Here is a 20,732-nt window from a genome sequence, read left to right as displayed (position 1 = left end):
CGTGGGTGTCTCGAGCCCGCGCAGCTCGCTAGCGGAGAAAACACGCGATCATGTCTTCTATTCCAACCCGCTGGCCCGGGGATAAAACGGGCTGTATGGCGCTGGCGTTCGACGTTGACGGTCCCACCGGCGATGCGATGCTCAGCGGTAGCATTTGGCGCAAGGCGGATTATTTTACCTTCGGCGGTTACGGTCCTTTTCGCGCGCTAGGACGTATTTTGGATTTGCTGAAATCGCATCAGCTACCCGCTACGTTTTTTGTGCCTGCCTGGGTGGTGGAAAACTGGCCGGCGCAATGTCGGGCCATCGTGGAACAAGGGCACGAAGTGGCCTACCACGGCTATCGTCATGAGTCTTTTTATGCCCTGACCCCCGAACAGCAGCGCTGGGTGATGGATAAATCGCGCGCTATTTTCCATCAGGTACTGGGCATTCGCGCCGAGGGGTTTCGCACCCCGTCCGGCGACTGGCATCAGGAAACGCCCGCTATGCTGCTGGACGCCGGCGTGACCTACTCCAGCAGCATGCGCGGCGACGACCGGCCTTACCTGATAAGGGTGGCCGGGCATGAACGGCCGTTGGTGGAAATCCCCGGCCGCTGGGAGATGGACGATTATGCTTCCTTGGCGTATACCCGCGAACCTAACTTCCCCTCTGGCCTGGATCGCACCGCGAGCTATGCGCTGACGCTGGATAACTGGTGTCGCGAATTCGACGGCGCAATGAACGAGGGGCTGAGCCTGACCACCCTGTTCCATCCGAAGATTTCCGGCAAGCCGGGCCGCATTATGCTGCTCGACCAATTTTTTGATCATCTGCGCCGGCGCGACGACGTGTGGTTCGCTCGTTGCCGGGACGTGGCGCACTGGTGGCTGGGAGCAGGCAATGAATCTTGATGCGGGTTTACTCACCGGCCGCTGGCCGCACGGCAAACGTTGCGCGGTGGTGGTTACGGTTGATTTTAATGATATCCACGGCATCCTGAGCCAGGTGCCGGCGGTGGCCGGCCGAGAAAAAACGCTGTCGGTATGGCGCTACGGCACTCTGCGTGGCATCGATCGGTTGCTGGATTTGCTGGCGGCGAAAAACGTCCCCAGCACCTGGTGTGTGCCGGGCCTGGTGGCGGAAGAACATCCCGATCGCATAAGGCAGATCCAGCAAGGCGGCCATGAACTGGCCTGCAGTGGTTACCGGTTTGAGTCGTTTGATAACCTGACGTTGGCGGAGCAGATCGCCAGCATACAGCGCGGCAGTGCCGCTATCGCCGGTATTACCGGTAGCGCGCCGCAAGGGGTTCGGCTGCCGGCGGGCAATGGGGCGGCCGGCCTGCCCGACGCGCTGGTGGCCGACGGGATTCGCTGGACCTCCGGCTGGCGCGGCGACGATGTGCCGTTTTTTATCCCGTTGCAACGGCCTGCGGATACCACGCCCGGGCCCCGACTGGTGGAGTTGCCGCTGCACTATGAGCTGGAGGACGAGCCTTATTTCGCGTTTAATCTCAGCCCGGCGGTGCCGCCGGCGCAATCACGAATTGCCTCCTACAGCCAGACGCTGGGCAATATGAAGATGGATTTCGACGGATTTTATCGTTTTGGCCTGTGCTACGTGCTGCGCCTGCATCCTGAAGTGATAGGCACCGCAGGACGTATCGGCATCCTGGCCGAATTGCTCGATTATATTATGGCCCAGCCCGATGTCTGGATCGCTAACGCAGGCGAGATCGCCGACTGGTGGCAACGTAGCCAGCCGGACAATGATCCCACGCATCCAGCCGAAATCTGGCAGCGCCACATTGGCCAAGAACATCCTGCCGGTTCCCCCCTCCCAGCGGATAACCAGAAGGGCACACCCCATGTCTGAAACAATACTGACCCAGAATGCCAGTGGTCCCCTAGGATCCAATCCCCAGCAGGTGCTGGCGGCGTTTATTACCGACACGACCTTTGACCATCTGCCACCGGCGCTGGTGGCGCGCTGCAAGCGGCATATCCTGGATACGCTGGGGGCGGGTCTTGCCGGCGCGAGCAGCGAGGTCGCACAGGACATGGTCAGGCTCCTGGCAGCGGAAGGCGCGTCAGCGCAGGCGAGTGTATGGGGCACAACCCTGGCGACCTCGCCACGTAACGCGGCGTTGCTCAATGGCATCGCCGCCCATGCGCTGGAGCTCGACGATACCGGCGGTTGCGACCATTCCGGTGCCGTAGTGCTGCCCGCACTGCTGGCGATATTGCCGCTGTGCCCACAGCCGGTCAGCGGCAAAACGTTGATCCTGGCAACGGTCATGGGTTACGACATCGCGCGGCGGGTGCTTGAAGCCTGCGGCGGTTATGCCGCCCATAACGGTGCCGGCTGGCATTCTACCGCCACCTGCGGCGTGTTCGGCGCGGCGGCGGCGGCGGCCCGCCTGCTGGGACTGAGCACCGCGCAGGCCCGTTCCGCCTTGGGCATCGCCGGCAGCTTCAGTGGCGGGTTATGGGGATTTATCCATGACGGCTCGCAAAGTAAAAAACTGCACGCCGGCCGCGCCGCCGAAGGTGGGGTGCTGGCGGCGCTTTGTGCCCGCCAGGGTATCAGTGGACCGGGCGCGCTATTTGACCATCACTGGGGTGGTTTCCTTACCACCTTTGCCGCCGACGGTGCCAGACCCGAGGCGCTAACCCACGCGCTGGCACGGGAATGGAAACTGGAGCGCTGCTCGATAAAACCCTATGCGTCCTGTCGCGGCACCCATGCGGCGATTGACGCCGCCGGCGTATTGCTCGATCGGCTTAATGTCGGCCATCAGGCGATCGAAAAAGTTGAGGTTCGGCTCTGCCCGTTCCTTAACGATATGTGCGGCAATGCCCGTTTGCATACGCTGGCGGCTGCGCAGATGAGCTTACCCTATGCGGTGGCGGCGCGGCTGGTATTCGGCCATGCAGGCCTGGATGCCTATGGGGACCAGGAACGCCGCGATCCGCGGTTGCTGGACATGATGGCACGCATTGAATTACAGATCGATCCGACGCTCAGCGCCGACGGCGAGCCGGAAATCACCCTGCAGACCCGCGAGGGCGATCGCCTGTCGCTGCGCGTGGATATTGCGTTGGGCAGCCCCGCCAATCCGGTGAACGACCTGCAGTTGCGGGATAAGTTTTTATCCCTGGCAACGCGCGTCCTGCCGGCCACCCAGGCGCAGTTGCTATGGGCCAGGGGAATGGCCTTGGAAGATGAAGAGGATATCGGCGCTCTGGTCGCCCTGTTGATGCCAAACCAGATAGATTTTATCTGAGCACCGGTTAATGTATTGACCTTTAGAGGACACGACGTCAGTGGAGAGATCGCACATGCAAACACAAACCATTATTTTTCCGGCACACATCCTGCGCGGACCTGGCGTGTTGTCCCGGCTGGGGGACGTTTGCGGCACGTTAGGACGGCGCGCGCTGCTGATTGGCGGCCACCAGGCGCTGGCGGCGGTGGCTGAGACCATCAAATCTCAATTGGCCACCGGCCCGGTGACATTGGTCGGCAGTACATGGTTTGGCGGAGAATGCAGCGAAACACAAATCCTCCGGTTGACCCAATTAGTACTGGAGCAGCATATCGATCTGATTATCGGCGCCGGTGGCGGCAAGGCACTGGATACCACTAAAGCGGTAGGCGTCGCCGCCAATGTACCGGTGGTGACCGTCCCGACCATTGCCGCCACGTGCGCCGCCGTGACGCCATTATCGATTCGTTATTTTGATGACGGCCGGTTCCAGGACCTTTATCCACTAGCGCAGGCGCCGGCGGCGGTATTCATCGACAGTGATCTGCTAGTGCGTGCGCCGATGCGCTGGCTGGCGGCCGGGCTTGGCGACACGCTGGCAAAATGGTACGAATTCCGCGCCATCAGCACGCGGCAGACCGCATTGGTGGGGATCCAGCGCGCATCGCAGGCCAACAGTTTGATTTGCTACGATCTGATCGCCACCTATGGGGCGGCGGCATGCCAGGCGGTACGCGATGGCCGGGCCAATCCGGCACTGGATCAGGTGTTGGACGCCATCTTTATGTTCGCCGGACTCACCTCGCTGATGAGCAACGGTGCCCATGCCGCCGCCGCCCATGCCATGTATGAAGGTTTTACCGTCTGCCATAAAACCCATGATTTTGGCCATGGTTTGCTGGTGGGTTTTGGCAATCTCTGCTTGCTGGCGCTGGAGAACCGCGCCGACGATGAACTGCGCGATGCCATGGTACTGGCCAAAACCTGCGCGGTGCCGCTGCGGTTAAGCGAAATAGCGGATTTAAACGCTGAGGAGCTGGAGAGTATTGTGCAGGCATCGGTGCAGGCGCCGGATATGGCGAACATGCCGGGCAAGGTCACGGCGACTGACCTGTATACCGCCATCCGGCGAGTGGAGGCGATGGCGGAAACGATCCTTTAGTGACATGAGAAAAAGGGCGGGAACGGCATTAGCCGTATCGATTACGTTAATGCAGACAGCAATGCTTGAATTTTTTACCGCTACCACAAGGACAGGGATCGTTGCGCCCTACTTTCGGCATCTGTTTAACCGGTGTGGCCCTGGGGGTTAATGCATCGCGGCGCTGATCTAAATAATAGCGGTGTAATGCACGGGCAGCCGGCTCGATAAAACCTACCGATTGTTGATGCTGTTCTAAGGTTAACTTATCAAGCAGCGGAAAATTTTTTTCGCAGCCATGCAGAGCAATGGCATCGAGGTGGATCTGCATTGCAGGCGGCAAGCCCGTCCAGTCGCCTAATTCCACGCCCCGCATATAACCGAAACACCATTCCTCAGCAACGATTATCTCTTTTTCGTCGATGTTTCTAATAGCAAACATTGCCGTAAATTGATCGGGCTCATCCATCAGCGATGAAACAATACCGTTCATATGCTTAAAGATCGGATCAAAAAATCGCTGCAACTGCGCTTGGCTTTCCCAGCCTGGCTGGTGCTCCTGCCCGCCCCACAACGCCGGTATCCACTGGCTTGGCGCAATGGTCTGTGGCCCGGAGATTATCGCCGTGAGAAAACCATCCAGTTCCGACAAGTCCAGAATGGAATCGTCGTTACCATATCTCAACAGCATTTCGCCGACGAAATCTAACCCTGGCTCATTAATTGGCTCTGACATCTGGCGATCCCCCTGATTAAGTCACCCAACCATGATATCAATCTCATTCCCAAACGAAAAGCCAGTCCGCAGAACGAGGTTAATCCCAATCGAAGAAAGATTAAAAAAATCGTCCACTGTTCGGCGCATGTAGATCTGATACGCGGCTAACAACCGGTGGTGAACCGTTGCATTTGTTGGCGGCTGAAGATGGCAAAGCTGCCTTTGCTCACGCGAACTGGACGCGTCTTACCCGCAACTGCCTTATTTAGGCATTACAACCACCAATGTTTACCTGGCGGTGGAGCGTAACGAAAACGTTATCCTGCTGTACATCTACCCGGTGAAGGACAAACCCGCCGGCCCGCAGGCCAGGGCACTTAACGCACAATATTAATACCCATATTACGTAAACTACCCTTGACGCCGTTTGCATGAAGAATAAAACGATGGTGATGCTAGGCAAAACGCTTCCCGAGTGGGCTCAGTTTCCGTGGTGCGTGCACATGGCCAGTTAACCGGTTGATAATGTACATAAATCACATAGAATAAGCAGCTATCCCACGGCGTGATCCTGCTGATTTAATGTAAATCTGATAGGGGTTTTCACTTATGCGACCAAAAACTATTGTGGTGTTTATCGATATGTCACCGAGTAGCCAGTCAAGGATCGATTACGCAGTAAAAATCGCGCACCGCTATGATGCTCATCTGACGGGTATCTATATTGCCCCAACTTACTGGGGGGCCAGTCCCTCTGAGTCCTATGTTATTGGCAGCAAAGCAATAACTGAATTGACAAAGTTTTATCACGCAGAAGAACGGGAAACATCAAAAATAGCGATTGAATTGTTTAATACCGCCACCAGCAATGGAAAAATCAGTGCTGAATGTCGCATCATCAAAGACAGCGAGGTTGACCTGCAGCTAAAGTCAATTTTGTTATATACGGATCTGATCATCGCGGGTAATCCAGGAACTAACGGGCTGCCGAAAAATTGGTCGGCGGAGGTGATATTACTGGACACCGGGGTCCCATTTCTTCTGGTGCCAAATGGATGGCAATGTCAATCAGGCGACATTGGCACACGGATCCTGCTTGGCTGGAACGGCAGCCGTGAGTCGCGCCGGGGTATTACCGATTCCTTACCTTTTTTGGTCGAGGCACAATCTGTGTCCGTTGTGGAAGTCGATCGAGAAAAACATCCACATCATGAGGACCCGATCGGCGCTGATTTATTGCTTTACATGAGTAGGCATGGGGTCAAGGCTGATCTTAACGCGTTATCATCCCAAGGCCGTCCCGTTGCCACGGTGCTCTTGGAATTTGCGGCGCAGCATGACATTAATTTCATTGTACTTGGGGCTTACAGTCACAGCCGGTCGAGCGAAATGATTTTCGGGGGCGTGACGCGAACACTCTTAAAGACCATGAGCGTTCCCTTGTTGATCGTGCATTAGTATCAATAACGGGTGAAAGGCGGGTCTAGCGCAACGTGAGTGATTCAACTCATGCCAGGGGACCCAGGTGGCCGGTAGGCTAACAGAAAATCAATTAATTACAGATGGTCATGCTCCGCCAGTTCCTGCCAAAATGACTGCATTTCGATTTATTCAACAACGCCTATCCATGTAAAAAAGGGGTGATATTGATGCCATTAAACACATTTTCACCCCAAGGTGAGCATGAGTGTCAGTTGAAATAGCCTCGCGCATTGTGGTAACAGATATTAGTCACCATTTCCCCGGTCAGAGCGAAATCCGGCGGAATTTCACCACGATCAATCCACCCGCCAATGATGTTGCACAGTAGGCGACGAAAGTATTCATGCCGGGTGTAGGACAAGAAGCTGCGTGAATCAGTAAGCATGCCAATAAACTGGCTCAGCAGGCCAAGCTGTGCCAATTGCTCCATCTGACGAGTCATACCATCAAGTTGATCGTTAAACCACCACCCAGAGCCAAACTGTACTTTTCCGGCGATCCCGCCTCCTTGAAAATTACCGCACATCGTGGCCATCACCGCATTCCACGCCGGGTTGAGTGTGTACAGCACCGTTTTCGGCAGTTCGTCGCTGAGATCCAGTGTACTGAGTAACTGCGCCAACGGCTCGGCAAAGGGGCGATCATTGATCGAATCAAAACCGGTATTCACTCCCAGGATACGGAATGCCCGCTCGTTGTTGTTACGCTGTGCACCAATATGCAACTGCATGACCCAACAACGCTGCGCATATTGTTTGCCCAACCAGACTTGGATTGCCGTGCTAAACTGAGCAACTTCTATTTCACTGAGTATCTCTCCGTCGAGCCGGCGGCACAGTATAGTGTTAAGAGTGTTCATTGATGGTATCTGGGCAAAACGAACCACTTCAATACCATGATCGGCACTTCGACAACCGTGACGACCAAAATGATCTAATCGCTTTGTCAGGGCAGCGGTCAGATCATTAAAACTGGTAATAACAATATCAGTCAGAGCGGACAGTGCCTGGATGTAATCGGCAAACCCCGGCAATTCAGGTTTGAATACATTGTCCGGCCGCCAGGTCGGAAGCACGGTAATGTTAAAACTCTGTTCATCGGCTATACGTTGATGGTGCTGCAGGTCGTCCAGCGGGTCATCCGTGGTGCCGACCATTTTAACATTCATCTGCTGCATGATGCCACGTGCACTAAATTCAGGCAGAGCGAGCTTCTGCTGGCAATGATCCCACACCTGTTGCGCAGTCTGAGGGGAAAATACGATATTTTTCAGACCAAACGGGCGTTTTAAGTCCAGATGACTCCAGTGAAAAATCGGATTTCCGATGGTTTTGGGTATCACCGATGCCCAGGCCATAAATTTATCTTTATCACTGGCGTCACCCGTGATCAGCCGTTCGTCTATTCCAGCGGTACGCAGTACACGCCATTTATAATGATCGCCTTCCAGCCAGATTTCCGTCATGTTATTAAACTGGCGGTTATCAGCAATTTCCTGTGCAGGTAAATGGCAGTGATAGTCAAAAATAGGCTGGTCTTTGGCAAATTCATGCCATAAACGTACAGCAGCATCACTATGCAACAAAAAATCTTCATCAAGAAAAGGTTTCATATTCCCCTCATTTAACCGTGGCGAGTTCAGTTCGCGATACACCCGGTGTTTTATGTTCTTTCACCATGGTCCAGAGAATGATGGCACCAATAATATCCATTATGCTTAGGAACATGAAGAACGGGTTATAGCCGATCGTATTAACCAGGCTTCCCATAATCAGGGTGCAGATGAAAATACCGCTCCAGCCGGCCGTACCTGCAAAACCGCTTACAGTAGACGTTTCATTACGTTTGAAAAGGTCGGTCGCCATGGTAATCACCTGAGTTGACAGCATCTGGTGAGCGAAACCGCAGATAGAAACTAGACCAATTGCAAGATAGGGACTTTTAACGAAACCAACAAAGGCCAGAGGTAACATTAAAATGGCGCCCAAAGAAAAACCGATACGACGAGCGTTTACCGTGGTAATACGCCACCGTTTCATCATAAAATTGTTCAAGAAACCACCAGCCATACCGCCGAAATCTGCGGCGAGAAAAGGCAGCCAGGCAAACATAGCTATATCTCTCAGTGGCATATGACGCACAGTCATTAGATATACAGGTAACCAGAAGTTAATGGTGCCCCATGCCGGATCAGCCAGAAATCGCGGTAAAGCAATCCCCCAAAAATTACGCTGGCAGAGCAGTTTACCGATCGATGGTTTAGCATGGTCGGCAGCCAGGTGTTTTTCCTGACCTGCTTCGATTAAGTGAAGCTCTTCCGGGGTTATAGCTTTATGTTTTTGTGGGGTGTCATAGCAGAACCACCAGATAACAGCAAACACCAACCCCAGCGCACCGGTTATAACAAATGCCATTTCCCAATTGTAAGCCATGATGGCCCACACGACTAACGGTGGCGCCAGCATCGCACCTATAGATGTACCGATGTTAGCAATACCGCCCGCAATACCCCTCTCTTTAGCGGGGAACCATTCGGAGTTACATTTTACCCCAGCGGGGATCGCTGCCGCTTCACTGAGACCCATCAGGCCTCTGAAAAAGGCAAGTCCACCCCACGAACTACAAGAAGCATGCGCCATGTTGGTCAATGACCAAGCAATAATCATGATGAAAAAGCCTAATTTCAGGCCGATCACGTCAATAATAAATCCGCAAATAGGTTGTGCGATAGTATAGGTAAACTGAAAAGCGCTCAGGATCCATGAATATTGCTGTTCGTTAATGTGTAAATTAGTAAAAATCGTCGGCGCGGCAACACTCAATGAACTGCGCGCTAATGCGTTAAGGATGGTGCCCAATGAAACAAGGCAAATAACCCACCAACGCAGTTTTTTAACTTTCATGGGGTAAATTCCAAATCAGATATCAATTATATTAGCCGGAAAATAATCCAGTTCTGCTGGGAAAGCGTTTACCAGTTCCACAACGTTCCGTCTTCAAGACGGGACACGGGTAAGTAAGCGGGTTCATATGGATATTTCGTGGCCAGTTTTTCATCGAATTCAATGCCAAGCACTGGTTTATCACCTGGGTGCATAACTCCGATTTTAAACATCACGTTATGCAGGAACACTTCGAGAATTTATGCGGAATATCCCCTGTATTCCTGGTCAGTCCGTTATCAGTTGTTATTTTCAACGTAACAACGTTACGCCTTAAGCAATTGACAAAAATTTCAGCTTTTACAATTTTCATTTAGTTTCCTGTCTGTATACCAGTAAGGGGTCTTATGAAAGCTAAACAATCATCATCCTAACGTAACTAGAACACTACCATACAAGAATGGTCAAAAATTGTGAGCTACGTTTCATTTCACCAAAACTCAGCTTCGTCGTGATGATCACTGAGCTCTTTTCGTACAATTGGCTCTTATCGGCACGGATTATCTGCCAGGGACACGACTTCCCCCACATACATACCGGCGAGCCCAATTCCTGTATCACATTAGCGGGCTTATGGACGTTGAAACTGACGACGGTGCATGGGTAGTCGGGGAACATGTTGTGATTAAACACCGCTATCAGGCCTTGGGGGCGCTGAATGGCTTTTTCATCGCGCTTTGGTTTTTGATAGGTAGCGTGTTTTTTTATACGGTAGCTTGACGCTTGACGGTACTTGGCTTTTTATCGCAGGCAGTACGCAACTGATGCTAAAACCCGCCATCAAACTTGCTGAACTTATTCATGTAAGGCATATTTACCGTAAAATGCAGGATGCGTCAGCCGACTCGCCTTAATCACGGTTTAACGGCATTGCCGCGTATTTTTCGGCCAACTTGTCGAGGAAGATACACCGCGTCTGGTCCATATTACGGTAGTCCTGCTCACGCCAATTGACTGATGCACGGACCAAGTCCATCCAAATGTCATTCCACCCTCTTCTTATTATGTGCTGGGCTTATGTGGGTTTAAGAACCCTGTTTCCAGCCCGTGCGAGTCCTGCGGTGAAAACGAGATACGTGAAAACCATCATGGCATAGTCGATCGTAAACCGGTCCAGAGAAGCCCTGCGCCAGCATTGCTCCAGCCTAGTCAGAGTGACTGCCGAATGACCAGATGGCGGTGCTGGACGCGCCCATCAGGAAAGATGCGATGATCAAACGCGTAAGCGCACTATTGCGTGGTGGCAAACTACTGGCGCTTTTGGTGCCTGTTTTGGCCTCGCGAGGCACGCTCAGTGCCGCTGCTATCGCCATGAAAAAAGCGACCGCAATAAAAATGACGTCAATAACATTGGTTGCAGCGGTTAAGGTTCATCGGATAAAGGCAATCACCGATACGTTGCGCGAAATGCTACCCCTTCTCGCCTGAACGCGTGTTCTCATGCTTTTCATACGGTAGCATGACTCGGAAAATGCCCGTCTGTGCTTAGGCGGCACCAGGTTCTGCCAACGTATTAACCAGCGCTACAAAGGGAGTCTTATGTTAAACAACAAAATCGTGTTTTCTGTCGCTGGGGAACATATTGTGATTAAGCACCGTTATCAAGCCTTGGGGGCGCTGAATGACTTTTTCATCGCGCTATGGTTTCTGATAGGTAGCGTGTTTTTTTTATATGGTAGCTTGACGCTTGATGGTACTTGGCTTTTTATCGCCGGCAGTACGCAACTGATGCTAAAACCGGCCATCAAACTTGCTGAGCTTATTCATATTAGGCATATTTACCGTAAAATGCAGGATGCGCCAGCCGACTCGCCTTGATCACGGCTTAACGGCATGGCAGCGTATTTTTCGGCCAACGTGTCGAGGAAAATAAACCGCGTCTGGTTCATATTGCGACAATCATGCTGACGCAGACGTTCCCGTGAATCAACCAAACGGAACGCTGCGGCGTGGTTGTGATCTTGTGCGAAATGAGCAATCAGCAGTTCAACCCAATTTGAGTCCCGTTCCATATGGCATTAAAAACCATAACCCAGATTACGGCAAACAACGATCTGTCGTGGGCACCTTCGCTGTATGCCATGACCAGTGCATCTGACGGCAGTATTCGGGCCAAGGTTTTTACACGTTGATGGTTTATACGACTGAACAGCCCTCACTCAAATTTAGTAAAAGCCCACATCCCCTCTTGAAAAAGCGACAGAACGTCGTCTATATTTCCCGTACGCTGTACCGTGGTGATGGCACCCTCAACTAGCAACGCGTATTTCTGTGCCATGCGGCCCTCATCTTTTTCTGAGGATATAAAAGACGCGATTATTTGTTCCATTTGCGTCTTATGTTCTCTGATAAGCGGCATAACCTGTGGTAGCTCATTTCCGATTTCACTTACCGTATTGATGAATGCACAACCTCTAAAATCATCAGATTTGAACCATTCCGCCAGTGTTTCCGTCAGCCCTTCAGGCAGTGTCCCGTAACGATTTATATTTCGCCTTAGAGATTCTTCAAACCAGTTAATCCATAACCTATGGCGAAAATCAAGAAAGGCTAGAATGAGATTATTTTTAGATGGAAAGTGCCGATAGAACGTAACTTTGGTCACTGCCGCTTCTTTGATAATACGATCAATACCCGTGGCACGAATGCCATCGCGATAAAACAACCGGTGGGCTGAGTTAAGTATGCGTTCCCGCGCTTCTGATAGTTTTTTTGTCATATTTTTCTCCTCGTACACAATAATTCATGTAGACAGTTCTGTCTACATGAATTATTGTGTAGACAACCCTGTCTACATACACTGAGGAAAAAACCATGGAAATCAGACAACCTATCCCACCCTTTACACACAAGACAGCCGAGTTAAAGGTCCGCTTAGCGGAAGATGCCTGGAACAGCCGGGATCCTGAGAAAGTATCATTGGTGTACAGCAAAGATACGTACTGGCGTAACCGAACGACTTTTGTGGAAGGCCGCGAATCTGTGGTGGCGTTTTTAAAAAACAAATGGAATAGAGAGCTCGAATACCGTCTTATTAAGGAGTTATGGGCGTACGATGAAAATCGCATTGCTGTGCGTTTTGCATATGAATGGCATGATGATTCAGGTAACTGGTTTCGCAGCTTTGGCAATGAAAACTGGGCATTTAACGAACAGGGGTTGATGACCCGTCGTTTTGCCTGCATCAATGATATGCCTATCCAGGAACCTGAAAGGTGTTTTCATTGGCCGTTAGGACGTCGTCCCGATGAAGCTAAAGGCCTTAGTGAATATGGTTTTTAACACATACCTCAAACTCAACCCTGATGTAAGCCAATAACGTTAATAAGTCATCATCGCACACCAATTGACTGATGCACGGACCAAATCCACCCAAATTTCCTTCCACCCTCTTCTTATTATGTGCTGGGCTTATGTGGGTTTAAGAACCCCGTTCCCAGCCCGTGCGAGTCCTATGGTAAAGGAGAGACAGGCGAAAACGACCACAGCATAACCGATCGTAAGCCGATCCAGAGAAGCGCTGCGCCGGCATTACTCCAGCCTAGTCGGAGCATGACAAGCTGACTGCAGAATGACCAAATGGCGGTGCTGGACGCGCCCATCAGGAAAGATGCGATGATCAAACGCGTAAAGCGCACTATTGAGTGGCGGAAGACCACGGGTGCTTTTAGTGGCTGTTTTGGCCTCGCGAGGCACACTCAGGGCCGCTGCTATCGCCATGGAAAAAGCGGTCACAGTAAAAATGACGAAGGCTAACCACCATTGTCCCCCATCAACAATGTCCAAATCCGCGGGAGGATTATCGTTACCAAATTGCGCATTTATGTATCATTCATGGCGATACATTTTATTTTTTCATTTTTCGCAAAATGATGATCAACTCATGAATCAGGGTGCTTGGATTATCGGTGCCATGGTTAAAAGCGGCATTTTTAGCTCTAAGGCTGTTCGCTATAGCAGCATCTACTTTATCATTCAACTTGCGGAATAATCCTTTGGTGGCTTTTTTATAGTCCGGAATATATTTCTTTAATTCATGGATTATTTGTTTACCTGAACTATTGTTTGGTAAGTTTTCATAATTTTTTGTTGAGTATTTATAATGTAAAAGCAACCAGTATTCGAAGCATGGTATGGAATTTATTATAAAAAATATATTTTTTGGATTAGCCCTGTATATAATATCAAGTGCTTTAAAATAATCGACATGCGCATCTTTATCTATCACACAGTAAACTTTGTCATAAGGAGCATATGCAACTACTGATTCTTTGTATAATTTTTTGCATGAGCGACCACGCTTGATGGACTTGAGCCACAATTACCAATGACTTCAATAACATTGGTTGTATTTAATTCATAAAACTCTCTTAACTCAGTAAAATAGATCGGTTCGGTTTTTTCTCCTTCACATACGATAAGTATTTTGTCGAGACTTATTTTTGATTCTTTCTTTCTGCGCATATCCGCAGTAGATTTTGGCCTTCTTTTGTGAAATAAATCATCGCTTCCCATCTTCACATCTCCATTTTTTTAATAAATGGGATCGCACCGTAACGACCATCAAGATAAGATGTCTCAATATTTTCTCTACCTTTTCTTGGACTGAAGTCAGTCAAAGGAAATAGTTTCGTGGCGTTGGCATTATCCTTTTCACAAAACCAAATCTGATCTCTTCTAAAAACTTCCTGATTAAGAATTGAAGTTTCATGCGTGGTAAAAATCAATTGTGCATTATTTGTATTTTTATCAGGATCATTAAATAAACTGACTAAAAACCTGACTAATTTTGGATGCAAACTTAAATTTAATTCATCAATAAAGATAACATGACCTTTATCTAAAGTATCTAGCCATGGCCCCGCTAAAGAAAATAATTTTTTTGTACCTTCTGATTCATCTTTTAAATCAAATAACATTAATTCGTTATTATTATTCTTATGAACCGTTTGAATTTTATAAGTATTCACATCATTATTATTTTTAATTACCAGTTGTTTAAGATTTTCAGGTAAGCTATTAGGCAGAGATGCAGGGTTGAATTTTTCCTTTGTCACAATAATATCATCAATCCCAACATCAGCCGCTTTGAGAAAATTTAATACTTCTTCCTTTTTATCTCGAGTGCAAATCAATGAACTGAATTTTTCATTCCACCCACCCAGCGTTGATACTCGTAAAGTATTTTTGAACCAATCGAATACGGGTTTAAGTTGTTCGCTATTAAGTTGCATCGCTGTTGACAAAAACAAAGCATTTGATCTGGTCGCCTTTTGCCATACATGCTTGTCACCTAATAATGCACTACCCATCTCCCATTCGTATTCATTTTTTTTATTATTCCATGCCCGCATAAACCATTTTTGAGGACGACCTTTTGGCCATGCGAACAACCATTCGTCATGAATCTTGCTTGAAGTCGCCGTAAAACCATACTGATATCTAATATTATTGCTAATAAAAGAAATTTCAAATTCGCTAGGTTTATCAATTAATTCACTATCTAATTTAAAGGGAACAATAGGTAATTCATCGCCGCTTTGAGATTCAGAGGCAGAATTGATAATAATATTGTGCATAACACGTAATCCGAGGAAAAAATTAGACTTTCCAGCTGCATTAGCGCCATAAATGACAGCGGAACGCAACAGTTCTAATTTATTAGGATAGGTAAGTTTGATCGTGCTTGCATCTAATCCTTTGAGCCTAGAAGAGTTAAGTGAGATCGTTTGTGTCTGTGCAAATGAGTAAAAATTTTTAAGTGAAAATTCAATAATCATGATGTTAGTCCGTGTGGGTCTTTGGCCTTATCATAAAGATAAATCTAAATTTAGTTAATGTCATCATTTTGATTCGTTTTATGACAAAAAAAACCAAAAAATGACATTTGATTGAGTATTTGTTGCGATTATAGGTTTATGAGCTGCAGCGGTTAAGTTAAGGTTCATCGGATAAAAACAGTGGCCGATATGTTGCGCGCAATGCTATCCCTCCTCGCCTGAACGCGTGTTCTCATGCTTTTCATACGGTAGCATGACTCGGAAAATGCCCGTCTGTGCTTAGGCGGCACCAGGTTCTGCCAACGTATTAACCAGCGCTACAAAAGGAGTCTTATGTTAAACAACAAAATCGTGTTTTCTGTCGCTGGGGAACATATTGTGATTAAGCACCGTTATCAAGCCTTGGGGGCGCTGAATGACTTTTTCATCGCGCTATGGTTTCTGATAGGTAGCGTGTTTTTTTTATATGGTAGCTTGACGCTTGATGGTACTTGGCTTTTTATCGCCGGCAGTACGCAACTGATGCTAAAACCGGCCATCAAACTTGCTGAACTTATTCATATTAGGCATATTTACCGTAAAATGCAGGATGCGCCAGCCGACTCGCCTTAATGCCGACATCAAGGCCGCGAGTATCCACGCTAGATAGTCGTCGGTTGATCAACGGGCATCCGCATTAGTGTGTTTTATTTTCCATTTTTTGAGGCAACCTCATGAAAAACCAGATTGACAAAAAAATTGCTGAAGACTTTTTGGCTGCCTATGCGGCGCATGATTTCCAACGCATTGCTCTGCTTTTGCACAATGATATTGAATGGAACCTTCCCGGCAATGGCCCAATTTCCGGGACCGCTGTGGGTATTGATGCCGTCATCAGGCGAGTAAAAACAATCATCGCCTCAGGCATCAAAACGGAACTTCACCATATATTGATCGGCCAGCATGGCATTACGCTTTCTTTGCACAATACGGCAAGCAAACCTGACGGCAGGCAGCTCGACGAAGAACTGGCAACCGTGCTGGCCGTCGACGCTGGCCTTATCAAGCGGATTGACACCTATCTTTCCGATGTTCCGATAATGGAGCGCTTTTTTAACGCCTAACCATCCCCACATATCGTCGTTGGCGGTTCCCTGCCTAAAGCACGTTTCACCCGATGTGGCGCGGCACGACACACCTCTACACGCGTAAATGCCTCAGCGATGAAACACCATCTGAGGTCTTCGCGCGTAAAATCATGCACGGTCAACCCAGTATTACCCCTCAAACTTGAAACCGCGTGCTTATGACAGGGCGAAAACGCTTTAAATTAAATAACGCTATTCTTTAAATAAGTTATGTTATTAATTTAATATTCATAGATTAAATAAGCACATTTCCCCATAAGACGCCGAGAAACACACTTTAAATTCACTTAATCACTTAATCACTTGATCACTTGATCACTTAATCACTTGATCACTTGATCACTTAATCACTTGATCACTTGATCACTTAATCACTTAATTTAATTACCTTATTATGTATTAAATATGCTTTATACTACTTGCTCTTTTTAAAAATAACAGTTTATAATCCTCCCGCACCGTTAATACGGTGTGGGGACTCTCACTCTTCGAATGACAACAGCGATATGATATGAGGATTATATTATGTCGTTTAAGAGTAATCATTGAACTACGATATATTGACTTATTAGTCTTATATCAACAGCGGCTCAAATTAGTCAGTGTTAGTGCTAACTATAGAGCTGATATCAACGATTGTGAGATTGTTCCCCACTACTAAGGTGCCTACCATGCAAATCCGTTTTGATCCCTCCTTGGCCTGCTACGACGATGTGTACTGTCAATGCCAGGCATTAGCTCACGCAGCCTACAAAATCGACGACGACGATATCCGAGAAATGCTGTTATATACGCTGCTGGAAAAACAACAGCAGTTGGAAATGCTGCTGCCCGCATCAGGCTTGGGTAACGAAAGCCCCGCAGTGTAAAACGATGTTAAGGGGAAAATAATAATCAGAGGGGTGGCGTTCAGCCCTCACATAGTTTACAGCACCCGCAGCACCACGATACCCAGCTTATTGGTTAAATAGCGCTCAAACGGGGAATCCACCACTTTCATATTTTGCTCGAGGGATGAAGCATTACGAAAATAAACACCATCCGGGTCTTTAATACAAAAACCCACATGCGAGACATCCAGACCGTGAGATTTGGAATAGATACCCATAAGATCGCCGGAGTTAAGTTTGGCTATCACATCGTCATCAATTTTTTCCGTTGGGATATAATGTATTTCTCGTTCGACGATACCCAAGCCCGGAATAAACTCTTCATCGATGCCTTTACGATTGAGGTGCTTTGTTACGGTGATAGCATCCGCACTGAGTTTATCCGTAATATCCACTGCATTGGCCGGTTTTCTGGCAAACCAGTCGCTAAAAAAGTGATTTCGTTTTAAAAAGTTAACCTCACCGCCTTGGTATCTTATGGCCTGTAGATGGTGGATAAACGCCGAATGACTGTGTGATTTGGCCAACGCACAGACATAATCCAGCAGGGTAAAACAGTCCACACCGCTAACATCAGCCACCAGTCGCTCTTGTTCTGCTAATGAGCCTATTAACCTGTTGGCGTGATAAGGCGTATCCAAAAACGCTTGTGATACTATTTTAAGTAATTGGCCGGTATCAACATCACGACACGGGATGACGATGTCATCGATTATCGCGTTGATCTTTGCCGAGGTGGCAGGATCTATCACCGTATCGTCCAGATCATTTTTTTGCGCAACCGACTCGATATCACTCTCATCATTTTGGGGCATGGATTCATGACATAATAACCAAGCATGACCGTTGGTATGATCGACATTCATCAATTATCCTTAATGACATTAGCATAATAGGCAAAATATCACATATCTGCGGATCAACTTCAATCCACAATCATGCTACTGGTGAGCCGCCATTTAACGTTGTTGGCATTTTAGCCCGGTTAACCTGCCACCCCCACCAGTATACTGTTGCCAGCCCTTCGTTCAGGCGTAAACCCGCAACGATGATGTGCCGCTACATTGTTTAGCAAAGGTGTCCGTGATATCAGTCTGCCACCGGCTTCAACGGTGTTGGGAGGAGCAATTGATAAAAAGCCAAATCCAGCCAGCGGTCAAATTTCCAGGCCACCTGTGGCATTGTCCCAGTATGGCGGAAGCCGTTTTTTTCATGCAGTACAATGCTAGCGCTGTTGTGCGCGTCGATGGCACCAATTAGCGTATGCACTTCACGCTCACGGGCGGCATCAATCAGCGCCTTAAGCAGCACGGTTCCCAACCTTTTGCCACGATGATCTGGATGAATATAAATAGAATGTTCGACCGAATATTTATAGGCCGGCCAGGCGCGGAACGTGCCGTAGCTGGCAAACCCGAGCAGTGTGCCCTGCTCATCTTCCAGACCCATCACCGGAAAGTCATGGGTCAGTTTTGTGGCAAACCATGGGGCCATACTGTCGATATGACGCGGTTTATAATCATACAGTGCGGTAGATGTCAGGATGGCGTCATTAAAAATATCCAGGATCGCGCCCGCATGCTGGCGCTCACTGCAGGTAATCAGTTGCATAGGTTACGCTCCGATGGCTTTTTTTATGCGCTAAATTCCACTATAGTAGAATTAATTCCATTAAAGTAAACAACGGAAATTCCCTTATGTCAATCGACCACTTGCTTGCTACGCGCTTGCAGGCATTACGCAAGGCACAGGGCCTGAGCCTGGAACAGCTCGCCGCCAGCGCCGGTGTCAGTAAAGCGATGATTTCGAAAATTGAACGCCAGGACAGCAGCCCAAGCGCCAGTCTGTTAGGCCGTTTGGCAGCAAGCCTTGGCGTGTCACTGGCACAGTTGCTCACGGAAGATAACGCACCGCCCGCGCCGTTGCGCCCGTTTGCCCAGCAGGACGTCTGGCAGGACCCCGACATCGGCTATTTACGCCGTCAGGTGACCGCACACGATAAACAGGGTGGCCCGGAACTGGTGGAAATCACATTGCCCGGATTCGCGCGCATCAGCTATCCAGGCTGGAGTCATCGGGCCTACACACAACGCCTGTGGTTGGTGGAAGGCAAGCTGAATATTGATTATGGCGCTGAAAATTATACGTTATCTTCTGGCGACGCGCTGACGTTTGGGGTGGATCTGCCGATCACCTTTAGCAATCCGGGTGAACAACCGTGCCGTTATTTACTGGTGATGAGCGACAAATGATCTCAACACCATACCCTATATACAGGCGTTTATTCATCTGTTAGCGCCCAGGCATCCCGGACGCTAACCGCTAGTGGACACTGATCACAGGTCTAGCGTGCCGTCAATCAATGTACAGGTGTCGCCACCAATCCAGGGTTTGCCGTCAACAAACGTGACCGTAACCCGTCCATCTCGCTGGCGCTGAGTGCCCTGACGGACGCGGTAACCCTGAGCTGTACCTCTGCCATCGGGAAAAGCAGCCGCGTGGAGAAGCTGCGCCAGACAGGCGTTGGCACTGCCGGTAACCGGATCTTCTACCAGCACATCCTGCTCGAAGATAAACGCACGCACTTCGTAATCCGCCGGACCCTGTTCATCGTGTAAACCGTACACCGCGACACCGTCCACGCCGAACTGCTTTTGTAACTGTTCTATCGCCGTTGCATCTGCCGTGATATTAAGGCATTCCTGTGCATTTTCCATGCGAACCATCAGCCAGTTAATGCCAATGTCCACTGCTGTCGGCGTGACATTCTCCTGTATCTTGCCGCCATGCAGCGCAGCGGCAAGCAAAGGATGATGCGCTGCGCACAGCGGTTTTAGTACGGCCGGTGGTGCAGCAAATGCCAGCCCGCCACCTTGCAGACGATTGACCAACACCTGCCCAATGCCGCATTCTTGTACCAGATACCCCGGTTTTTTGGCTACCAGACCGTCTTGCAACAACGCGTATGCGGTCCCCAACGTGGGGTGCCCAGCGAATAACAGCTCTTTGTCGGGAGTGAAAATCCGCACACGGTAATCGGCGTCCGGTGACGTGGGTGTCAGTACAAAGGTGGTTTCGGAAAGATTAGTCCATCGCGCCATGGCAAACATCTCGGCGTCAGTCAGTCCTTCGGCGTCAAGGATCACCGCCAGTGGGTTACCTTTGAGCGGAACGGCAGTAAACACATCAACTTGTTTAAAACGACGCAGGCGAGTCATAGCAAATCCTTTTTAGTGATATAAAAGGGAAAGTTGAATTCATCGAGTTTAGTAAATTTTCAATAGGTTATCGAGAAAAATGAGTACGGCACTCAACTTGCTGATTCAGCAAAGACGGATACCTTTTGACGTGAGTATTGGCACAGATGGATGAAGAGCGATCTTATGTGACCACAAAGGC

24 protein-coding genes and 2 pseudogenes are annotated in these 20,732 nt (G+C 49.2%); 13 read left to right on the top strand and 13 right to left on the bottom strand.

From position 1 onward, the window contains the following. The first annotated feature begins 50 nt into the window (after window positions 1-50). From SJI19_RS07705 to SJI19_RS07690, 4 genes are read left to right on the top strand one after another with little or no spacing between them, the layout of a single operon-like run. Entirely contained in the window at window positions 51-896 is an 846-nt protein-coding gene (locus SJI19_RS07705; RefSeq protein WP_323477675.1) for a polysaccharide deacetylase, read from the top strand. Beyond that, window positions 886-1,860, top strand: a complete 975-nt coding sequence (locus SJI19_RS07700; RefSeq protein ID WP_323477674.1) for a polysaccharide deacetylase — start codon at window positions 886-888, stop codon at window positions 1,858-1,860. The genes SJI19_RS07705 and SJI19_RS07700 overlap by 11 nt, the downstream gene beginning before the upstream one ends. Further along, on the top strand, window positions 1,853-3,271 hold the full coding sequence (locus tag SJI19_RS07695; protein ID WP_323477673.1) for an MmgE/PrpD family protein: 1,419 nt from the start codon (window positions 1,853-1,855) through the stop codon (window positions 3,269-3,271). The genes SJI19_RS07700 and SJI19_RS07695 overlap by 8 nt, the downstream gene beginning before the upstream one ends. 55 nt (window positions 3,272-3,326) lie before the next feature. Further along, a complete protein-coding gene (locus SJI19_RS07690; RefSeq protein ID WP_323477672.1) occupies window positions 3,327-4,415 on the top strand; it encodes an iron-containing alcohol dehydrogenase family protein in 1,089 nt (362 codons plus the stop codon). A gap of 46 nt (window positions 4,416-4,461) precedes the next feature. Here the strand turns inward: SJI19_RS07690 and SJI19_RS07685 are convergent, their stop codons facing one another. Beyond that, on the bottom strand, window positions 4,462-5,130 hold the full coding sequence (locus tag SJI19_RS07685) for a YecA family protein (protein ID WP_323477671.1): 669 nt from the start codon (window positions 5,128-5,130) through the stop codon (window positions 4,462-4,464). A gap of 624 nt (window positions 5,131-5,754) precedes the next feature. Here SJI19_RS07685 and SJI19_RS07680 point away from each other — a divergent pair. Next, window positions 5,755-6,570: a universal stress protein gene (locus tag SJI19_RS07680; protein WP_323477670.1), complete on the top strand. Its 816-nt coding sequence runs from the start codon at window positions 5,755-5,757 to the stop codon at window positions 6,568-6,570. Between the two features lie 232 nt (window positions 6,571-6,802). On the opposite strand, the gene uxaC is transcribed toward SJI19_RS07680, so the two are convergent. The 3 genes and pseudogenes from uxaC to SJI19_RS07665 form a co-directional block, all read right to left on the bottom strand. Continuing rightward, window positions 6,803-8,206, bottom strand: coding sequence for a glucuronate isomerase (gene uxaC / locus SJI19_RS07675; RefSeq protein ID WP_323477669.1), 1,404 nt, complete (start codon window positions 8,204-8,206; stop codon window positions 6,803-6,805). 7 nt (window positions 8,207-8,213) lie between these two features. Further along, window positions 8,214-9,497: an MFS transporter gene (locus SJI19_RS07670; protein WP_323477668.1), complete on the bottom strand. Its 1,284-nt coding sequence runs from the start codon at window positions 9,495-9,497 to the stop codon at window positions 8,214-8,216. A gap of 68 nt (window positions 9,498-9,565) precedes the next feature. After that, window positions 9,566-9,763: pseudogene (locus tag SJI19_RS07665) on the bottom strand (bifunctional D-altronate/D-mannonate dehydratase); the annotation flags it as partial. A 346-nt stretch (window positions 9,764-10,109) separates the two neighbouring features. Between SJI19_RS07665 and SJI19_RS24810 the strand changes: the two are divergent. Continuing rightward, window positions 10,110-10,390 (top strand): annotated as a pseudogene (locus SJI19_RS24810) (YrhK family protein). On the opposite strand, the gene SJI19_RS07655 reads toward SJI19_RS24810, so the two are convergent. Beyond that, window positions 10,387-10,512, bottom strand: a complete 126-nt coding sequence (locus SJI19_RS07655) for a hypothetical protein (protein WP_323477666.1) — start codon at window positions 10,510-10,512, stop codon at window positions 10,387-10,389. The pseudogene SJI19_RS24810 and the gene SJI19_RS07655 sit on opposite strands and share 4 nt — an antisense overlap. Before the next feature lie 233 nt (window positions 10,513-10,745). Between SJI19_RS07655 and SJI19_RS07650 the strand changes: the two genes are divergently transcribed. Next, window positions 10,746-10,964: a hypothetical protein gene (locus SJI19_RS07650; RefSeq protein WP_323477665.1), complete on the top strand. Its 219-nt coding sequence runs from the start codon at window positions 10,746-10,748 to the stop codon at window positions 10,962-10,964. A 111-nt stretch (window positions 10,965-11,075) separates the two neighbouring features. After that, entirely contained in the window at window positions 11,076-11,354 is a 279-nt protein-coding gene (locus SJI19_RS07645; RefSeq protein WP_323477658.1) for a YrhK family protein, read from the top strand. Here the strand turns inward: SJI19_RS07645 and SJI19_RS07640 are convergent. Both SJI19_RS07640 and SJI19_RS07635 read right to left on the bottom strand, forming a co-directional pair. Continuing rightward, window positions 11,315-11,548, bottom strand: a complete 234-nt coding sequence (locus tag SJI19_RS07640) for a hypothetical protein (protein WP_323477664.1) — start codon at window positions 11,546-11,548, stop codon at window positions 11,315-11,317. The genes SJI19_RS07645 and SJI19_RS07640 overlap by 40 nt on opposite strands. Window positions 11,549-11,691: 143 nt before the next feature. Further along, the gene (locus SJI19_RS07635; protein ID WP_323477663.1) at window positions 11,692-12,255 is read right to left on the bottom strand and encodes a TetR/AcrR family transcriptional regulator; all 564 of its coding nucleotides are present in this window, start codon (window positions 12,253-12,255) and stop codon (window positions 11,692-11,694) included. Between the two features lie 95 nt (window positions 12,256-12,350). Here SJI19_RS07635 and SJI19_RS07630 point away from each other — a divergent pair, with 95 nt between their 5' ends. Next, window positions 12,351-12,818, top strand: coding sequence for a nuclear transport factor 2 family protein (locus SJI19_RS07630; protein WP_323477662.1), 468 nt, complete (start codon window positions 12,351-12,353; stop codon window positions 12,816-12,818). 565 nt (window positions 12,819-13,383) lie between these two features. On the opposite strand, the gene SJI19_RS07625 is transcribed toward SJI19_RS07630, so the two are convergent. Genes SJI19_RS07625 through SJI19_RS07615 form a run of 3 tightly spaced genes read right to left on the bottom strand, consistent with a single transcriptional unit; the run spans window position 13,384 to window position 15,316 of the window. Next, a complete protein-coding gene (locus tag SJI19_RS07625) occupies window positions 13,384-13,857 on the bottom strand; it encodes an RloB family protein (protein ID WP_323477661.1) in 474 nt (157 codons plus the stop codon). Continuing rightward, a complete protein-coding gene (locus SJI19_RS07620) occupies window positions 13,797-14,051 on the bottom strand; it encodes an RloB family protein (protein WP_323477660.1) in 255 nt (84 codons plus the stop codon). The genes SJI19_RS07625 and SJI19_RS07620 overlap by 61 nt, the downstream gene beginning before the upstream one ends. Window positions 14,052-14,053: 2 nt before the next feature. Continuing rightward, window positions 14,054-15,316 carry an ATP-binding protein gene (locus SJI19_RS07615; protein WP_323477659.1) on the bottom strand — a complete coding sequence of 421 codons (1,263 nt, stop codon included), beginning with the start codon at window positions 15,314-15,316 and terminating at the stop codon, window positions 14,054-14,056. A 333-nt stretch (window positions 15,317-15,649) separates the two neighbouring features. Here SJI19_RS07615 and SJI19_RS07610 point away from each other — a divergent pair, with 333 nt between their 5' ends. From SJI19_RS07610 to SJI19_RS07600, 3 genes are all read left to right on the top strand, one after another. Next, window positions 15,650-15,928: a YrhK family protein gene (locus tag SJI19_RS07610; RefSeq protein ID WP_323477658.1), complete on the top strand. Its 279-nt coding sequence runs from the start codon at window positions 15,650-15,652 to the stop codon at window positions 15,926-15,928. Window positions 15,929-16,029: 101 nt separating this feature from the next. After that, the gene (locus tag SJI19_RS07605; RefSeq protein ID WP_323477657.1) at window positions 16,030-16,419 is read left to right on the top strand and encodes a nuclear transport factor 2 family protein; all 390 of its coding nucleotides are present in this window, start codon (window positions 16,030-16,032) and stop codon (window positions 16,417-16,419) included. A gap of 695 nt (window positions 16,420-17,114) precedes the next feature. Further along, window positions 17,115-17,312 (top strand): hypothetical protein, encoded by a 198-nt coding sequence (locus tag SJI19_RS07600; protein ID WP_323477656.1) that lies wholly within the window; start codon window positions 17,115-17,117, stop codon window positions 17,310-17,312. 56 nt (window positions 17,313-17,368) lie between these two features. Here SJI19_RS07600 and SJI19_RS07595 read toward each other — a convergent pair whose 3' ends face one another. Next, a complete protein-coding gene (locus tag SJI19_RS07595; protein WP_323477655.1) occupies window positions 17,369-18,199 on the bottom strand; it encodes an N-acetylmuramoyl-L-alanine amidase-like domain-containing protein in 831 nt (276 codons plus the stop codon). 223 nt (window positions 18,200-18,422) lie between these two features. Next, window positions 18,423-18,944, bottom strand: coding sequence for a GNAT family N-acetyltransferase (locus SJI19_RS07590; RefSeq protein WP_323477654.1), 522 nt, complete (start codon window positions 18,942-18,944; stop codon window positions 18,423-18,425). Between the two features lie 86 nt (window positions 18,945-19,030). On the opposite strand from SJI19_RS07590, the gene SJI19_RS07585 reads away from it, so the two are divergent. Further along, window positions 19,031-19,585, top strand: a complete 555-nt coding sequence (locus tag SJI19_RS07585) for a helix-turn-helix domain-containing protein (RefSeq protein WP_323477653.1) — start codon at window positions 19,031-19,033, stop codon at window positions 19,583-19,585. Window positions 19,586-19,669: 84 nt separating this feature from the next. On the opposite strand, the gene SJI19_RS07580 is transcribed toward SJI19_RS07585, so the two are convergent. Further along, window positions 19,670-20,551, bottom strand: a complete 882-nt coding sequence (locus tag SJI19_RS07580) for a PhzF family phenazine biosynthesis protein (protein ID WP_323477652.1) — start codon at window positions 20,549-20,551, stop codon at window positions 19,670-19,672. Window positions 20,552-20,732: the final 181 nt, after the last annotated feature.

The organism is Acerihabitans sp. TG2 (assembly GCF_035013185.1).
Lineage (GTDB): Bacteria > Pseudomonadota > Gammaproteobacteria > Enterobacterales > Enterobacteriaceae > Acerihabitans.
This window is presented reverse-complemented; position numbering and strand designations above follow the sequence as displayed.

Bases quoted from the DNA above. Each gene is read 5' to 3' on its own strand.
- SJI19_RS07705 (WP_323477675.1), top strand. From the start codon at position 51: ATGTCTTCTATTCCAACCCGCTGGCCCGGGGATAAAACGGGCTGTATG.
- SJI19_RS07700 (WP_323477674.1), top strand. From the start codon at position 886: ATGAATCTTGATGCGGGTTTACTCACCGGCCGCTGGCCGCACGGCAAA.
- SJI19_RS07695 (WP_323477673.1), top strand. From the start codon at position 1,853: ATGTCTGAAACAATACTGACCCAGAATGCCAGTGGTCCCCTAGGATCC.
- SJI19_RS07690 (WP_323477672.1), top strand. From the start codon at position 3,327: ATGCAAACACAAACCATTATTTTTCCGGCACACATCCTGCGCGGACCT.
- SJI19_RS07685 (WP_323477671.1), bottom strand. From the start codon at position 5,130: ATGTCAGAGCCAATTAATGAGCCAGGGTTAGATTTCGTCGGCGAAATG.
- SJI19_RS07680 (WP_323477670.1), top strand. From the start codon at position 5,755: ATGTCACCGAGTAGCCAGTCAAGGATCGATTACGCAGTAAAAATCGCG.
- uxaC (WP_323477669.1), bottom strand. From the start codon at position 8,206: ATGAAACCTTTTCTTGATGAAGATTTTTTGTTGCATAGTGATGCTGCT.
- SJI19_RS07670 (WP_323477668.1), bottom strand. From the start codon at position 9,497: ATGAAAGTTAAAAAACTGCGTTGGTGGGTTATTTGCCTTGTTTCATTG.
- SJI19_RS07655 (WP_323477666.1), bottom strand. From the start codon at position 10,512: ATGGACTTGGTCCGTGCATCAGTCAATTGGCGTGAGCAGGACTACCGT.
- SJI19_RS07650 (WP_323477665.1), top strand. From the start codon at position 10,746: ATGATCAAACGCGTAAGCGCACTATTGCGTGGTGGCAAACTACTGGCG.
- SJI19_RS07645 (WP_323477658.1), top strand. From the start codon at position 11,076: ATGTTAAACAACAAAATCGTGTTTTCTGTCGCTGGGGAACATATTGTG.
- SJI19_RS07640 (WP_323477664.1), bottom strand. From the start codon at position 11,548: ATGGAACGGGACTCAAATTGGGTTGAACTGCTGATTGCTCATTTCGCA.
- SJI19_RS07635 (WP_323477663.1), bottom strand. From the start codon at position 12,255: ATGACAAAAAAACTATCAGAAGCGCGGGAACGCATACTTAACTCAGCC.
- SJI19_RS07630 (WP_323477662.1), top strand. From the start codon at position 12,351: ATGGAAATCAGACAACCTATCCCACCCTTTACACACAAGACAGCCGAG.
- SJI19_RS07620 (WP_323477660.1), bottom strand. From the start codon at position 14,051: ATGGGAAGCGATGATTTATTTCACAAAAGAAGGCCAAAATCTACTGCG.
- SJI19_RS07615 (WP_323477659.1), bottom strand. From the start codon at position 15,316: ATGATTATTGAATTTTCACTTAAAAATTTTTACTCATTTGCACAGACA.
- SJI19_RS07610 (WP_323477658.1), top strand. From the start codon at position 15,650: ATGTTAAACAACAAAATCGTGTTTTCTGTCGCTGGGGAACATATTGTG.
- SJI19_RS07605 (WP_323477657.1), top strand. From the start codon at position 16,030: ATGAAAAACCAGATTGACAAAAAAATTGCTGAAGACTTTTTGGCTGCC.
- SJI19_RS07600 (WP_323477656.1), top strand. From the start codon at position 17,115: ATGCAAATCCGTTTTGATCCCTCCTTGGCCTGCTACGACGATGTGTAC.
- SJI19_RS07595 (WP_323477655.1), bottom strand. From the start codon at position 18,199: ATGAATGTCGATCATACCAACGGTCATGCTTGGTTATTATGTCATGAA.
- SJI19_RS07590 (WP_323477654.1), bottom strand. From the start codon at position 18,944: ATGCAACTGATTACCTGCAGTGAGCGCCAGCATGCGGGCGCGATCCTG.
- SJI19_RS07585 (WP_323477653.1), top strand. From the start codon at position 19,031: ATGTCAATCGACCACTTGCTTGCTACGCGCTTGCAGGCATTACGCAAG.
- SJI19_RS07580 (WP_323477652.1), bottom strand. From the start codon at position 20,551: ATGACTCGCCTGCGTCGTTTTAAACAAGTTGATGTGTTTACTGCCGTT.